The following is a 14,670-nucleotide window of genomic DNA, read 5'->3' on the forward strand; positions in this document are numbered from 1 at the left end:
GATTGTGGCGCACAGACGATTTCCAGACTCGTTCAACGAAGCCACTGTTCAGGGTGAAACCATGCAATTTTTGGGCAACCTCAAAATCGGTCAACGACTGGCGCTGGGCTTCGGCGTCATTCTCTGTTTGTTCTTGGGCAGCCAGATCTTCGGCAAGCACCAGGCTGGTGTCCTGAACGACAACACGGTTGCCTTTTCAGACAACATTGTTCCGTCCCTCACAGAAATCTACAAATTCCGCGCGCACTTGGGAGACAGTCGCCGCTATGAACTGCGCGCCCTGCTGCAAGCTAATCATGATGACCGCATCAAGGACTACGCCATCGTGCAACAACACGAGTCAGACATGCGTGCCGCCGTGGAGCGCTACAAGCCATTGATCGTTGACGAAACCGACCGGCAACTCCTGGAGGCGGTCGATAAAGCCACGCAAGCCTATGCTGCGATTTCCTCGGAGGCCTTGGCACTGGCCCAAAAGTCGGACACCGATCCCGTCTTGTTTGAACAATACCGTGATGTCGTGATCAAGCGCGGTGGCCCCGCATTCCAGACGGCCAGTGAAGCGGTCGAAGCCCTCTGGAAGTACAACGAGGTCCTGGCCGGTCAGTTGAGTGACTCCAGCAAAGCGTCTTACACGCAAGTGTCGGTGGCCATGATCGTGGCCGGAGCCATCACCGTGGCCTTGACGGTGCTCATCGGCGTGGTCATCACGCGGTCCATTGTTCGTCCGCTCAATGAGGCCGTTCAGGTTGCCGAGACTGTGGCCTCTGGCGACCTGACATCGGTCATCCACGATCAAGGCCGCGACGAAACTGCACAAGTCCTGACGGCCCTGCGCCACATGAACGACAGCCTGGTCAACATGGTCACGCGGGTTCGTCAGAGCAGCGAATCGATTTCGACAGGCGCAACCGAGATTGCCATGGGCAACTCCGATTTGTCTCAGCGCACCGAAGAGCAAGCCTCCAATCTGGAGGAAACCGCTGCAGCCATGGAGGAACTGAACTCCACCGTGCGCAACAACGCCGACACTGCACATCAGGCAGCACGCATTGCGGCCGAAGCGTCTTCTGCGGCGGCCGTCGGTGGCGACGTGGTGAACCGTGTGGTGCAGACCATGGGTGACATCACCCATTCCAGCCGCCGGATTGCAGACATCATCAGCGTGATTGATGGCATCGCCTTCCAGACCAACATCCTGGCGCTCAACGCCGCCGTCGAAGCGGCGCGTGCTGGCGAACAGGGTCGTGGCTTCGCGGTCGTGGCCGGCGAAGTCCGCGCTCTGGCTCAGCGCAGCGCCAACGCCGCACGTGAGATCAAGACGTTGATCAATGAGAGCGTTGAGAAGGTGGCCGCAGGCGAATCCCTCGTCAGCGAAGCCGGCCAGCACATGCAGGGCATCGTGCAGCAGGTTCAGCGCGTCACCGGGTTGATCAACGAGATTGCCTCCGCGTCCAACGAACAATCCACCGGCATCGACCAGGTCAGCGACGCTGTGATGCAACTGGATCAGGTCACGCAACAGAACGCCGCGCTGGTGGAAGAGTCCGCGGCTGCGTCAGAGAGCCTGAAGCACCAAGCCCAAACCTTGAACGAACTGGTCTCCGTGTTCCGCACGCATTGACCCGCAGACAAGCGGAGCCAGACCACGACAAAAAAGGGGAGCATCCGCTCCCCTTTTTGCTTGGGCGTGATCACGACGCCCGGCGCGTGGCCCGCAAATCCAGCGTCAGCGGATGCTCGATGCCCGCAGGCAAGGGCTTGATCTGCATGGTGCCCGGTGTGTGGCCCATGCGGAAGAAACGCGCCAGACGGCGGCTTTCGGCCTCGTACGAGTTGATGGGGAAGGTGTCGTAGTTACGGCCACCGGGGTGCGCCACATGGTACTGGCACCCACCCACTGAGCGCTTGAGCCAGCTGTCCACCACGTCAAAGGTCAGTGGGGCGTCCACGCCAATGGTGGGATGCAGACAGGATGGCGGTTGCCATGCGCGGTAGCGCACGCCGGCCACAAACTCGCCCACACGACCCGTAGGGTGCATGGGCAAAATCTGCCCGTTGACCGTGATGACGTGTCGGTTGCCATTCAAGCCTGTGGCCTTGACTTCCAGACGTTCCAGCGACGAGTCCACATAGCGCACCGTGCCGCCAGCCCCCCCCTCTTCGCCCATCACGTGCCAGGGCTCCAGGGCGCTGCGCAGGGTGAGACGTACGCCTGACGACGCGATTTCACCGATGTAAGGGAAGCGGAACTCGAAGTGCGGGGCAAACCAGCTCGACTCGAAGTGATAGCCCGCCATGCCCAACTCGGCCAACACGTCCTCAAAGTCCTGATGCACAAAGCTGGGCAGCATGAAGCGGTCATGCAAGCCCGTACCCCATCTTGTCAGGCGCTGCGCGCCATGCCCCTTGTACGGCTCGTTCCAGAACCAGGCCACCAGCGCACGCAGCAACAGTTGCTGCACCAGGCTCATCTGAGCGTGGGGCGGCATTTCAAAGGCACGCAGTTCCAGCAAACCCAAACGTCCGGTCGGACCGTCTGGTGAATACAGCTTGTCGATGCAGAACTCGCTGCGGTGGGTGTTGCCCGTGGCGTCAATCAACAGGTTGCGCAGCGTGCGGTCGATCAGCCAGGGCGGGCACTGCCCCCAGATGGCCAACTGCCGCTCGATTTCGCTCAAGCCGATCTCGGTCTCGTACACCTGATCCTGACGCGCCTCGTCGATGCGCGGCGCCTGACTGGTCGGGCCAATGAACAGACCCGAGAACAGGTACGACAGCGATGGGTGGTTGTGCCAGAAGGTCAGCAGGCTGGGAATGAGATCCGGACGACGCAGGAAGGGGCTGTCCGACGGTGTGGCCCCACCCAGCACGAAGTGGTTGCCGCCGCCGGTGCCCGTGTGGCGCCCATCGACCATGAACTTCTCGGTCGACAAGCGTGTTTCGTGTGCCGCCTGGTACAGGAACTCGGTGTGATCCACCAACTGCGCCCAGCTGGACGCCGGATGGATGTTGACCTCGATGACCCCGGGGTCGGGCGTCACCTGAAGCACCTTCAGGCGTGCGTCGCGTGGCGGTGGGTAGCCTTCCAGCACCAGTTTCAAGCCGGTTTCAACGGCCGTGGCCTCGACCGCAGCCAGCAACTCCAGATAGTGATCCAGGCTGGCCAGGGGCGGCATGAACACGTACAGCACGCCCCCGCCCTGCCCTTCGGTCTCGACCTTGGGCCCACTGGCACGATCCGGGTTGCGCACCTCCACGCACAGCGCGGTGCGGGTGATCCAGTGCGCCGATTCAAAGCGAGACGGAGCCCGCATCGGGTCCACCATCGCAGCCGCCGAGGAACCTGGCCCCGTCAACGCCGGATTGGCCCCCAGCGCCCCCCACTCACCGTTGAGTTCGACGCCGCCCAGGCCCGTCACACCTTGCCCCTGGATGGACACAGCGCCACCCTGCGCAAAACCGCCACCCACCTGATGCTGCCCGTACTGCGCGCGCAACGCAGAGGCATCGGGCAAGGCCGACTTGGGCGCAAACGGATCGTGCTCGTGCAAATAGGGGTAATCGCCCTTGGACACCCAGGGCAGAGAGTCCAGCGGCAAGCGATAACCCATGGGCGAATCGCCCGGAATCAGGTACATGCGCTCATCCCGGAAGAACCAGGGGCCGGTCGACCAGCGTGGTCCACCCAGCGGCACCTGCTCATTGGGTTTGATGGGCAGCACATAGCCCACAGTGTGGTCCAGCCCTTGGTCAAACACACGACGCAGCCGGACACGCTCCAGCTCGTCATCCAGACGCGCATCCAACGGGTCCACGTTCACGGGCAAACGGCGCTCGCGCCACAGGTAGTACCAGGTGTCCTCGTAGCCTGGGGTGATGAACTGCGTCGCCAGGCCCAGCTTGGTGGCCAGCGTGTCGATGAAACGCTTGGCGTCTTCGCTGGTGTAGCGCTCACAGGTTTGCTCGTCAGCAAACAGGCTGGGGTCGTGCCAGCAAGGCTGGCCGTCTTCACGCCAGAAAATCGACAGCGCCCAACGAGGCAGTTGCTCGCCGGGATACCACTTGCCTTGGCCAAAGTGCAGGAAACCGCCGTCACCGTAACGTGCGCGCAATTTATGCACCAATTTGGTGGCAAGCCCGCGCTTGGTGGGGCCCAGGGCGTCGGTGTTCCACTCCGCGCCATCGCGATCATCCACCGACACAAAGGTGGGTTCGCCGCCCATGGTCAGGCGCACATCCGATTCGGACAGGTGCTGGTCCACCGTCACACCCAGTGCATCAATGGCCTGCCACTGATCGTCGGTGTAGGGCTTGGTCACCCGTGGGGATTCGTAAATGCGGGTCACAGCCATGTGGTGCGCAAACTCGCACTCACATTCGTCCACGGCACCGGTTACGGGGGCGGCACCGGTGGGTTCCGGCGTACAGGCCACGGGAATGTGCCCTTCACCTGCCAGCAAACCCGAGGTGGGATCCAGGCCAATCCAGCCCGCCCCGGGCAGGAAGACTTCGCACCAGGCGTGCAGATCGGTGAAATCGACCTCGGTACCCGACGGGCCATCCAGCGCGGCCACATCGGCCTTCAACTGAATCAGGTAGCCAGACACAAAGCGGGCCGCCAACCCCATGTGCCGCAAGGTCTGCACCAGCAGCCAGCCCGTGTCGCGGCACGAACCCGACTTCAGCGTCAGCGTCTCCTCGGGCGTCTGCACGCCCGGCTCCATGCGGATGGTGTACGAAATGTCGTTCTGCAGGCGCTGATTGAGCTGCACGAGGAAGTCGATCGTGCGGACTTCGCTGCGGTCAATCGTGTTCAGAAAAGCCTGGAAGGCTGGCGTCGGATCGACCTTGGCCAAGTAGGGTTGCAGGTCATGCAGCGAGGCTTCGTCGTAGGAAAACGGGAAGGTCTCGGCATGCGGCTCCAGAAAGAAGTCGAAGGGGTTGTAGACCGCCATCTCGGCGACCACATCGACCGTGATCTTGAACTCGGTCGTTTTCTCCGGAAACACCAGGCGCGCCAGGTGATTCGAGAACGGATCCTGCTGCCAGTTGATGAAGTGCTGCGCAGGCTCGACCTTGAGGGCGTACGACAAAATCCGCGTGCGGCAATGCGGCGCGGGCCGCAGGCGAATCACCTGAGGCGACAGGTTGACCGGACGGTCGTACGTGTAATGCGTGACGTGATTGAGGGCAACGTGGATGGACACACAGATCTCCAGCAAGACATCTCCGCAAACAGTGTGCGGACTGTGTGTGACACCAGCAAGTTACGGGCCACCATCGTGGTGCATGAGCACCTCAAACGCTCAAGCGCCCCACCATTTCAGCAAGATGGGCAACAAAGCTGCCGTCAACAAGCCATTGAGCCCCATGGCCAAGGCCGAAAAGGCGCCGCAGCGCTCCCCCAATTGCAGGGCGCGCGACGTGCCGATGGCGTGGGCACAGGTGCCCAGCGCTGTGCCAAGCGCGGCATCGTCCTTGGGCAGGATGCGTGCAAACAGCCAGGGCCCGATCACCGCGCCCAGCAGTCCCGTCACCAGCACGATGGTCGCGGCCAAGGCCACATTGGCCCCCACCTCCTGAGCCAGCACCGTGGCCAGTGCCGTGGTCACCGACTTGGTGGCCAGCGCCAGCACCAGTTCATGGCTGCCACCCAGTCCCCACGCGGTGAGCATGGCCGTCCCCACTCCCACCACGCTGCCCACCACAATGGCGGCCAGAGTGCTTTTCCAACGGGCGCCCACATGCTGCAACTCGGCATACAGCGGGATCGCCAGGGCGACGATCGCCAGCCCCAGCATCCAGTGCAAAAACTGCGTGGACTGAAAGTAATGCTGGTACGAGAGACCCAAGGCTTTCAGCGCCACGATCACCATGGCCACCGACAACACCAACGGGTGCACAAACGGCGACTGCCCTGCCTTTTTGAACAACCAGGTCGCGACGGCATAGGCCGACAGGGTCAGAAACAGCGGAAACAGATGGTGATGCGTGACCACCTGCGCCGCCTGCGCCAGCACCTCAGACATCGTCGCCCACCTGGCCATCCAGTCGCCGCAGGACACGAATCGTCAATCCCGTGGCGACCATCCCGGCCACGATGCTGACCAGCAAGGCTGCCGTCAGGGGCCACCAATTGGCAGCCAGCAGATCCGTCTGCTCCATGATGCCCACGCTGACCGGCACCAGCAGCAAGGGCACCAGCAACAACATGGTTGAACCCGCCCGGCGCAGTTCAGGCAAATGGCCTTTTTTGTACAACAGTGCCAGCAACACCAGCACCATGCCCGCCACCGATCCCGGTATGGGCAGACCGGTCACACTGACCACCGCCTCGCCCAGCAACTGACCGGCCACCAGCATGGCCATACCTTGGATCATGGGGTCACCGCACTCGCAGGCGCCGACGCTGCAGAGGCCGCGCTCGGCAACTGAGGACGCTTTTCATAAGACATGAACATCATGGGAATCAGCAATGGTGCCAGAGGTGCCAGATAGATCAGCAGCACCCCATGCGATGTCAGATAGACGGGTGTGGACATTTCCTCGGCCGCATGCTGGATGGGTGTCTCGACCGCCTCGACCGACACCTCATAGGTGCGGTTGAGCTTTTCATGCTCGCGCCAGGCACGCAGGGTGTTGCCCTGCACGTAGCGCTTGCCGGTGAGCTTGTTACCCAAGAACCAGTGCCCCTGCTCGTCCTGCGTGAACCCTAACTCGTGAGCCTGTTTCACTTCCACCTGTGTGAGGTTGTCGGGCAGGTGCAGCATGTACATGCCCGTGATCACACCTTCGATGTCCACCTTGAACGGCGAAAACGCCGCACTGACCTTGGCGCGCAAGGGTGACTTGGGCAACATGGCCACATCGGGCGGGCAATCAAACACATAGTGGTGGTTTTCGCCCAGGATCACCAGTTGTTTGTGATCCTGCGAAATCAGCAGCATGGACACCTTCTCGGTGTAGTTGCGCGTAACCGGGGCGGGGCCCGTCGCACAACCCACATTCAGCAGAGCAACCTGCGTTGCGGCCAGCGACAAAACGGTTCTACGGGTGATATGCATGCCCACGCTCCACGACAACCGGGAAACCTCACCCGGCAGATATTCGAATTTGTGCAGCACTGTAGCGTGCGGCGGGGTCGAAACCGCGACACAACCTTCAAGGAAGGGATGGCGATTACCCGAATGGGGTGACTAAGCCCTCGCCACCGCACGCTTGGCGCGGGCAGCCCGGCTCTCTTTCCAGAAGGCGCGCAACAACAACAGGCCGGGCACGGCATCGTCCACATCACGAGTGGATGACAACATCCGCTCCCATAACTCTGTGGCGTCGTTGAGCATCTCAGACTGAGCGTTGCTGCCGCATCCCATGTGCCAATCCGGAAAAGCACGACGCTTGACCGGCTGATTCAGCAACTCGATCAGACCGCGATGGCGGCTCGCCTCTTTGATCCGTTGATAGACCTTGGCGACGCCCTCCATCGGCCCCTCAATGCACTGCATGAAACAGCCATCGACATAGAGGAGCACCCCGGTCACGCCCTGCGTCACATTGAACTCACGCGAATCCGTCAGCAATTCCTCCAACTCACCGCTATCGAGCAGATGGGTTGCGGAACTCACGTAGGCAATTGCGTGAAGGGGAACCGGCATTTTTTTAAACGGTTGACTCAATTTCCATTCTAGTTTCAAGTACAGGAATGGAAAAGGGTTATTGTCCGCCCGGATTTGATGCGCCTCAAAGCTCCTGCCCCCCTTAAACGGGGACTGCCGTGTTGTTCACCACCCTGCGCAAAACAAAGCTGGAATGGACTCCTGTCACACCCTCAATGCGTGTCACCCGATTGAGCAGCAGGTCCTGATACCCGTCCATGTCCTTGACCACCACCTTCAACTGGTAGTCCGCCGATTGCCCGGTGATCAGCAAACACTCCATCACCTCAGGAATCGCCGCCACCTCGCGCTCAAAGTTTTCAAACCGCTCAGGGGTGTGCTTGTCCATGGAGATGTGCAGCAAAGCCATCAAGGTCAGGCCCAGCTTGCGCGCATCCACCAAGGCGCGGTAGCCGATGATCAGCCCCGTCTCTTCAAGTGCGCGCACACGGCGCAGACACGGCGACGGGGACAAGCCAATGCGATCGGCCAGCTCTTGGTTGGTCAGTCGCCCATCCTGCTGCAGGCAGTTCAGGATCTCTTTGTCGTACCGATCAAGCTGCATGACGCACCCCACTCATTCAATTGAGCATATTTTGCCAAATCAGAGCAACATCAAGCAACATAATTGCTTGCATACACCAATATCAAGCACAGAACGCAATCAAATGCCTCGCCATTCAGCATAAGATTTCACCCATCGAGACACCTTGTCTGCGCGAGTTGATCATGTTGAAACAGCCCACCCCCAAGTACCAAGCTTTCCAGCCCGTTCGCATCCAGGACCGCCAGTGGCCCAACAAGATCATTGACAAGGCCCCCATCTGGATGAGCACGGACCTGCGCGATGGCAACCAGGCGCTGTTCGAACCCATGAGCGTCGACAAGAAGATGCGCATGTTCAAGACCTTGTGCGACATCGGATTCAAGGAAATCGAGGTGGGCTTCCCGTCGGCCTCGCAGACCGAGTTCGATTTCGTGCGCAAGCTCATCGACGAAAACCACATTCCCGAAGGTGTGCACATCGAGGTGCTCGTTCAGGCTCGGGAGCATTTGATCCGCCGCACCTTTGAATCTCTCAAGGGCGCACGCTCAGCCATCGTTCACTTCTACACCGCCACCAACGACCACTTCCGCGAAGTCGTGTTCGGCATGAACCGCGAAGAAGTCACCCAAATGGCCGTGGATGCCGTTGCATTGATCAAGCAGCTCGCCGCCGAGATGCCCGAGACGCAGATCATGCTCGAGTACAGCCCCGAGCACTTCTCGTCCACCGATCTCGATTTCGCCCGCGACATCTGTGATGCGGTGACGGCCGCCTGGGGCGCCACGCCCGAGCGCAAGGTCATCCTCAACCTCCCCGCCACCGTGGAAGTGGCAACCCCCAATGTGTACGCCGACCAGATCGAGTGGATGCACCGCCACCTCGCCCGCCGTGACAGCGTCATCTTGAGCCTGCACCCCCACAACGACCGCGGCACCGCCGTGGCCGCAGCGGAATTGGGTCTTCTCGCTGGCGCTGACCGCGTGGAAGGCTGTCTCTTTGGCAATGGCGAACGCACCGGCAACGTCGATCTCGTGACCGTGGCCTTGAACCTCTACACACAAGGGGTGGATCCCGAGCTCGACTTCTCGTCGATCAACGACATCGCCCGCACTTACGAATACTGCACCCAGCTCCCGGTTCATCCACGCCACCCTTACGTGGGGGACCTCGTGTTCACGGCCTTCTCCGGCTCCCACCAGGACGCCATCAAGAAGGGGTTTGCCACTCAAAAGGTGGAAGAGACCTGGACAGTGCCTTACCTCCCCATCGACCCCGCCGACGTGGGCCGCACCTACGATTCGATCATTCGCATCAACAGCCAGTCCGGCAAGGGTGGCGTGGCGTATTTGCTCGAATCCGAACACCAGATCGTCATGCCCCGCCGCATGCAGGTCGAGTTCTCGGGCGTGGTCCAGCGTCATGCCGACGCGGTGGGCACCGAAATCGATGCCAAGACCATCTGGGACTTGTTCTCTCAGACTTACATCGAGGCCCAATCGCCCATCACCTACGTCAACCATCGCTTGTCCGAACATGGCACCCAACAGGCCATTGAACTCGACCTCGATGTGCATGGTGTGCGCCACCGCCTCCACGGTGAAGGCAATGGCCCGATCGACGCCGCCGTCAACGCCGTGCGCCGCTTGGGCATCGACGTGCAGGTGCGCAGCTACGAAGAACGTTCGGTGGGCGAAGGCGCTGCCGGCAGCCATGCCCAGGCCTGCGCCTTCGTGGAAGTGGCCGACACCCACCGCCACACCGAGCGTTTCGGGGTAGGCTTGGACGGCAACATCGTGACGGCTGCCCTCAAGGCCACCGTGAGTGCCCTCAACCGCTTGGGCGTGAAAGCGGGGCAAACCGATCAGGCCCAAGCCGCCTGACCCCGCCCATGAGCATCGTGGTTTACTGGCTGACGCAAGGCCAGCCATCCGTCCGGCAGTTCAACGACAGCGAATTGCTGGCCGCCATGGCCTTTGCCGAAGCCCAACGCAAGGCCAAAGACGCCCACGGCCAAGCCGCCCACCAGCACGTGGTCATCAACACAGAGTTGGGGGACTGCGTCAGCAAGCCCGGCGTCAGTGACGAGCTGCCGCCCGACTACAGCTGGACCAAGTCCCACCGCGGCGGGCCACCCGAATCGGGCAGTCCGCCCCGTACGCTGGCCTGATTGCACGCATGCCTCAAACGGTTGCCAGCGCCACGCACAGTGAGTTGCTGATCAAGAAAAGCCGCTTCATCGGCTGCGTTCAGCCCGTTGCCGACCGCGAACGCGCACAACACATCGTGGCCGAACTGCGCGCCGCACACCCCGGCGCCGCCCACGTGTGCTGGGCTCTGCTGGCCGGAGGCCAATCGGCGGCGGTCGACGATGGGGAGCCCAGCGGCACCGCCGGGCGCCCCATGCTCGATGTGCTGCGCCACCAGGATCTCGAAGGCGTGCTGGCCACGGTGGTGCGTTACTACGGCGGCATCAAGCTGGGCGCTGGCGGGCTGGTTCGCGCCTACACCGACAGCGTGGCGCAAGCCCTTCTGTCGGCCACCAAGGTGCCCATCGTGCGGCACGTCACCCTGATCTGCAACGCCCCCTACGCACAAGAAGGCTTGATCCGCCGCGAACTGGACCTGGCGGGCGCCACCCTGATCGAGGCCACCCACGACACCAACGTGACCTTTGTGTTCCAGGCAGCGGAAGCTCATGCCGCGGCCCTTCAGGCTCGACTGAACGAGGCCGGCCATGGCCGCATCGTCTGGCAGGACATGCAAGCTTGATTAGGATGGCGGCTGACTCTTTGCTGAACCGCCATGCCCGCCACCCTCAAAATTGATTTTGTCTCGGACGTTTCCTGCCCTTGGTGCGCCATTGGTTTGACGGCCTTGCTGCAGGCCATTGACCGCGTGAAAGACGAGGTCACGGTGTACCTGCGCTGCCAGCCCTTTGAACTCAATCCGCGCATGGCGCCGGGTGGACAGGACATCACCGAACACCTGACGGAAAAGTACGGCAGCACACCCGAACAGCAAGCCCAGATCCGCGACATGATCCGCCAGCGTGGTGAAGCCGTGGGCTTTGTGTTCAACCCGGATGGACGCGGCCGGATCTACAACACCTTCAACGCACACCGCCTGCTGCACTGGGCCGGCGTGGAATACCCCGCCCAGCAAATTGCCCTGAAGATGGCGCTGCTGGTGGCCTGTCACCGCGACCAGCAAGCCATGGATCAAACCGACACGCTGCTGCAGGCCGTTCACCTGGCGGGACTGGATGTGGAACATGCCCGGACCATTCTGGCGGGTGACGAATTTGTCGATGAAGTGCGGGAGGCCGAGGGCTACTACACCTCACGTGGGATCCACTCGGTACCCGCTGTCATCCTCAACGACCGACAATTGATCTCGGGCGGACAGGCCGTGGAGGTGTACGAGCGCGCACTGCGCGAACTGGCACAGGCCTGAGCAGCACCCAAACACAACATCAGGAGGAAAGCACATGAAAAAAATCGCGGGCGGCGTGTTGGCCGTTTTACTGGCCAGCGTGGCCTGGAAGGCCAAAGACGCGCAGGTGGTTCAAGACTTCTTGCACCCACAGCGTCATACCCCACCCACCATTCAGTTTGACAACGACCCCAAGTCGGCCGCACGCCCCTCGGCAGAGGCGACCGAGGTGTCGCCCAAGGCGCCGGCCGGGGTGCGCAAATGCAAACAGGGCGACAGCGTGGTCTACACCGATGGCGAATGCCCCAAAGGCAGTCGCGAGCAAGCGGTCTCGGGCGGCTCGGTCACAGTCGTGCCCGGGCAAGCGACACCTGCAGCGACCGCCAGCGGCAACAAGCTCCCACACGCACGAGATCTGCTCGCCCCCAAGGACGACGGAAGTGCCTCGCTGCGCGATCAGGCCATGGACCGCGTCATCAACCGATGACTTTGGGATTCAGCGGCTGATGCAAACGTCGTTGTAAGTGCGCTCAAGTGAACGCAAGGCCTCGATTTCCTTGGCGTTCAACTCCGTTTCGCGTTTGCGTTTGAGGGCGATCACGTCACGCATGCCGTCGCAACGGTCGGAGCGCACCTGCGCTTGCTGTTGCGCCATGCGGCTTTGCGAACGCTCCGCTTGCTGCTGCTCTTCCGCGCGCATCTGGTCTTGCCGAACACGGGAACGCGCCTCCCTGTCTTCTACCGAGCACTTCTGACGGTACTCTTCGTACAAGCCTTGAATCACATCCCGGCGAACCCCTCGGGAGGGCCCGGTTCGAATCGCTTCATTGATGGACGCACAGGCGGTGCTGAGGTACTGCAAATGCTCGGGTGCCTTAGGCAACTCTGGCCGATAAGGCGTCATCTGAGGATAGGTGCGGACAGGTCCGTACGCCTGCAACTGCGTCTGACCGCCACAGGGGCGATCTGAGTAATACACCTGCCCGTTCGATGTGCAGCGATAAGACGCCGCAGACACCACAGATGCCATCCCAATCCCGAATAGGCAACAAACAATCGCGCGATGCATGGCTGTTCTTTGCAGTTTTTTACACTCAGCCCACATTCCACCACATCAGCGAGCAGGTTTGCCTTTTTCGGCCAAGGTTTGGGTGCCTGTCACGATCATTCGGACCATGAACGCCAGCTGCTCCGTGAATTCAGGTAGTTGCTCTTCGGGCAGATCCATGGCCGTCGAGCCCATGGCAAACACCAGACGCGTGATGGCCTTGGCGGTCAGACCCGGCTCACACAAGCCGGTCTTGTTGGCTTCACCCAAACGGATCAGATCCAGGCGCAACTCTTCTTCAAAAAAGTTCAACTGGCGATCGACCGCACGCTTGAAGGCATCCGAGCCCACCGTTCCTTCACGCAAAAGGATGTGCAGCAGCTTGTCGTCGCTGCGCAACTGGTCCATGAACGCCTCCACCGAACTGCGCACCACGCTGCGGTCCGCACTGGCACGCTGACGGGCGGCACCAATGATTTGCCGCAAGGATTCCCCCGCGCGCTCAATGAGCGCCACCGCCAATTCGTCCATGTCGCGGAACTGCCGGTAGAAGCTGTTGGGCGCGATGCCTGCCGCACGCGCCACCTCACGCAGACTCAGTGTCGACACGCTCCGATTGGGCCCCACCAGTTTGAGCGCGGCCGCGATGATGTCTTCTCGGGAGATGACTGCTTTGCGACCAGGCGTGCCCGGAACCGTGGGTTTGGTCACGCTGCTGTCAGATGGCGTCGTCAGGATGCTGCTCATGTTCGGATATCCGTGTTGCCGACATCATATCGCTGCGCAATTAATGCACAAGTGTATAGACAAATGTTCACGGAACCGTATACTGTGCACATCCTGCCAATGGAGCCTTGTCCTTGTCCGCATCCATGTCTCTTTCCCGCACAGCAGTTGAGCCCAGTGCCCTGCGTCGTCTGCTGACGCCGCTGATCAACCCTGCCGTGTTTGACTTCTGGGTTAGCAAAATCAATCCTGCCTGGTCGTGGGAGCGTTCGCTGGCGCGTGTGGTCGCTCGCAAGCAAGAGGCGGCCGACACGGTGACGTTGGTCCTGGCGCCCAATGCCAATTGCGGAGGCTTTCAAGCCGGCCAGCACATCAACGTGACAGCCGAAATCAATGGCCGCCGCACCACCCGCAGCTACAGCCTGAGCGATGCGCCCCGTGCCGATGGTCGCCTGTCGATCACCGTCAAGCTGACCGAAGGTGGCGTGATGAGCACGCACCTGTGTCAACACCTTCAAGTAGGTGACGTGCTGGAGTTGGGTGAGGCCTTTGGGGACATGACCCTGCCCGCACAACCTCAGGGGTCCTGGCTGCTGCTCGCTGCCGGCAGCGGCATCACCCCCATGATGAGCCTGATCCGCGCCCAGCGCGACGCCGGATTCACCGCCCCCATCACCCTGATCTACTGGGTCAAGACCCGTGCCGAGTTGTGCTTTGTGGATGAACTGCGCGGTTTGGCTCAGCAATTCGCGCACTTCCAGTTTCAGCCGGTGCTGACACATGAAGCGACACTGCAAGCGGGTGAAGCGCAAGGTTTCATCAGTCTGTCGCAACTGCAGCACATCGTGCCTGACTTGCGTGCCCGCGATGTCTACGCCTGCGGCCCCGCCGGTTTTGTCGAAGCCGCTCGTGACCTGAGTACGGGCCACATGCGCAGCTTCAAGTCCGAAGGCTTCACCCCGCCCACGCTGGCCAAGGTGGAAGCCGCCGCGACCGCCACGGTCCGTGTGCACCTGGCACGCAGTGGCAAGGACCTGGAAGTGCCTACCACGCTGTCGCTGCTGGACGCGCTGGAAGCACAAGGCTTCAAACCCCGCTCTGGTTGCCGCATGGGCGTGTGTCACACCTGCTCGTGCACCCGCACGGCCGGCACCACCCTGGACATGCAGTCTGGCCAGCAAAGTGGCGAGCCTGGCATTGATGTGCGCCTGTGCATGTGCACAGCCCGCACCGACCTCACCCTTGACCTCTGATTCTGG

At 61.5% G+C, this 14,670-nt stretch carries 15 protein-coding genes; 7 read left to right on the forward strand and 8 right to left on the reverse strand.

Annotated features, from left to right (window positions below):
* Window positions 1-61 precede the first annotated feature (61 nt).
* A complete protein-coding gene (locus ACOYNB_RS04125) occupies window positions 62-1,624 on the forward strand; it encodes a methyl-accepting chemotaxis protein (RefSeq protein WP_422837851.1) in 1,563 nt (520 codons plus the stop codon).
* Window positions 1,625-1,694: 70 nt separating this feature from the next.
* Here the strand turns inward: ACOYNB_RS04125 and ACOYNB_RS04130 are convergent, their stop codons facing one another.
* The 6 genes from ACOYNB_RS04130 to ACOYNB_RS04155 all read right to left on the reverse strand — a co-directional run bounded on the left by ACOYNB_RS04130 (window position 1,695) and on the right by ACOYNB_RS04155 (window position 8,223).
* Window positions 1,695-5,210, reverse strand: a complete 3,516-nt coding sequence (locus tag ACOYNB_RS04130; RefSeq protein ID WP_422837852.1) for a DUF2126 domain-containing protein — start codon at window positions 5,208-5,210, stop codon at window positions 1,695-1,697.
* A gap of 99 nt (window positions 5,211-5,309) precedes the next feature.
* Window positions 5,310-6,032: an LrgB family protein gene (locus tag ACOYNB_RS04135; RefSeq protein WP_422837853.1), complete on the reverse strand. Its 723-nt coding sequence runs from the start codon at window positions 6,030-6,032 to the stop codon at window positions 5,310-5,312.
* A complete protein-coding gene (locus ACOYNB_RS04140) occupies window positions 6,025-6,384 on the reverse strand; it encodes a CidA/LrgA family protein (protein ID WP_422837855.1) in 360 nt (119 codons plus the stop codon). The genes ACOYNB_RS04135 and ACOYNB_RS04140 overlap by 8 nt, the downstream gene beginning before the upstream one ends.
* Entirely contained in the window at window positions 6,381-7,067 is a 687-nt protein-coding gene (locus ACOYNB_RS04145) for a hypothetical protein (RefSeq protein WP_422837856.1), read from the reverse strand. Before ACOYNB_RS04145 ends, ACOYNB_RS04140 begins: the two co-directional genes overlap by 4 nt.
* Before the next feature lie 132 nt (window positions 7,068-7,199).
* Window positions 7,200-7,658 carry a BLUF domain-containing protein gene (locus tag ACOYNB_RS04150; protein ID WP_422837857.1) on the reverse strand — a complete coding sequence of 153 codons (459 nt, stop codon included), beginning with the start codon at window positions 7,656-7,658 and terminating at the stop codon, window positions 7,200-7,202.
* Between the two features lie 103 nt (window positions 7,659-7,761).
* Entirely contained in the window at window positions 7,762-8,223 is a 462-nt protein-coding gene (locus ACOYNB_RS04155) for an Lrp/AsnC family transcriptional regulator (RefSeq protein WP_422837858.1), read from the reverse strand.
* A 164-nt stretch (window positions 8,224-8,387) separates the two neighbouring features.
* Between ACOYNB_RS04155 and leuA the strand changes: the two genes are divergently transcribed.
* From leuA to ACOYNB_RS04180, 5 genes are read left to right on the forward strand one after another with little or no spacing between them, the layout of a single operon-like run.
* A complete protein-coding gene (gene leuA / locus ACOYNB_RS04160) occupies window positions 8,388-10,085 on the forward strand; it encodes a 2-isopropylmalate synthase (RefSeq protein WP_422837859.1) in 1,698 nt (565 codons plus the stop codon).
* A gap of 8 nt (window positions 10,086-10,093) precedes the next feature.
* On the forward strand, window positions 10,094-10,372 hold the full coding sequence (locus ACOYNB_RS04165; RefSeq protein ID WP_422837860.1) for a hypothetical protein: 279 nt from the start codon (window positions 10,094-10,096) through the stop codon (window positions 10,370-10,372).
* Between the two features lie 8 nt (window positions 10,373-10,380).
* Window positions 10,381-10,974, forward strand: a complete 594-nt coding sequence (locus ACOYNB_RS04170; protein WP_422837861.1) for an IMPACT family protein — start codon at window positions 10,381-10,383, stop codon at window positions 10,972-10,974.
* 33 nt (window positions 10,975-11,007) lie between these two features.
* Entirely contained in the window at window positions 11,008-11,658 is a 651-nt protein-coding gene (locus ACOYNB_RS04175) for a DsbA family oxidoreductase (protein ID WP_422837862.1), read from the forward strand.
* 34 nt (window positions 11,659-11,692) lie between these two features.
* Window positions 11,693-12,124: a hypothetical protein gene (locus ACOYNB_RS04180; protein ID WP_422837863.1), complete on the forward strand. Its 432-nt coding sequence runs from the start codon at window positions 11,693-11,695 to the stop codon at window positions 12,122-12,124.
* Between the two features lie 9 nt (window positions 12,125-12,133).
* On the opposite strand, the gene ACOYNB_RS04185 is transcribed toward ACOYNB_RS04180, so the two are convergent.
* Together ACOYNB_RS04185 and fabR are read right to left on the reverse strand one after the other, a co-directional pair.
* Window positions 12,134-12,667 carry a hypothetical protein gene (locus ACOYNB_RS04185; protein WP_422837864.1) on the reverse strand — a complete coding sequence of 178 codons (534 nt, stop codon included), beginning with the start codon at window positions 12,665-12,667 and terminating at the stop codon, window positions 12,134-12,136.
* An 84-nt stretch (window positions 12,668-12,751) separates the two neighbouring features.
* Window positions 12,752-13,432, reverse strand: coding sequence for an HTH-type transcriptional repressor FabR (gene fabR / locus ACOYNB_RS04190; protein ID WP_374258857.1), 681 nt, complete (start codon window positions 13,430-13,432; stop codon window positions 12,752-12,754).
* 125 nt (window positions 13,433-13,557) lie between these two features.
* Between fabR and ACOYNB_RS04195 the strand changes: the two genes are divergently transcribed.
* On the forward strand, window positions 13,558-14,664 hold the full coding sequence (locus tag ACOYNB_RS04195; protein WP_422837865.1) for a ferredoxin reductase: 1,107 nt from the start codon (window positions 13,558-13,560) through the stop codon (window positions 14,662-14,664).
* Window positions 14,665-14,670 lie beyond the last annotated feature (6 nt).

It is taken from the genome of Aquabacterium sp. (assembly GCF_049317225.1).
Taxonomy (GTDB): domain Bacteria; phylum Pseudomonadota; class Gammaproteobacteria; order Burkholderiales; family Burkholderiaceae_C; genus Aquabacterium.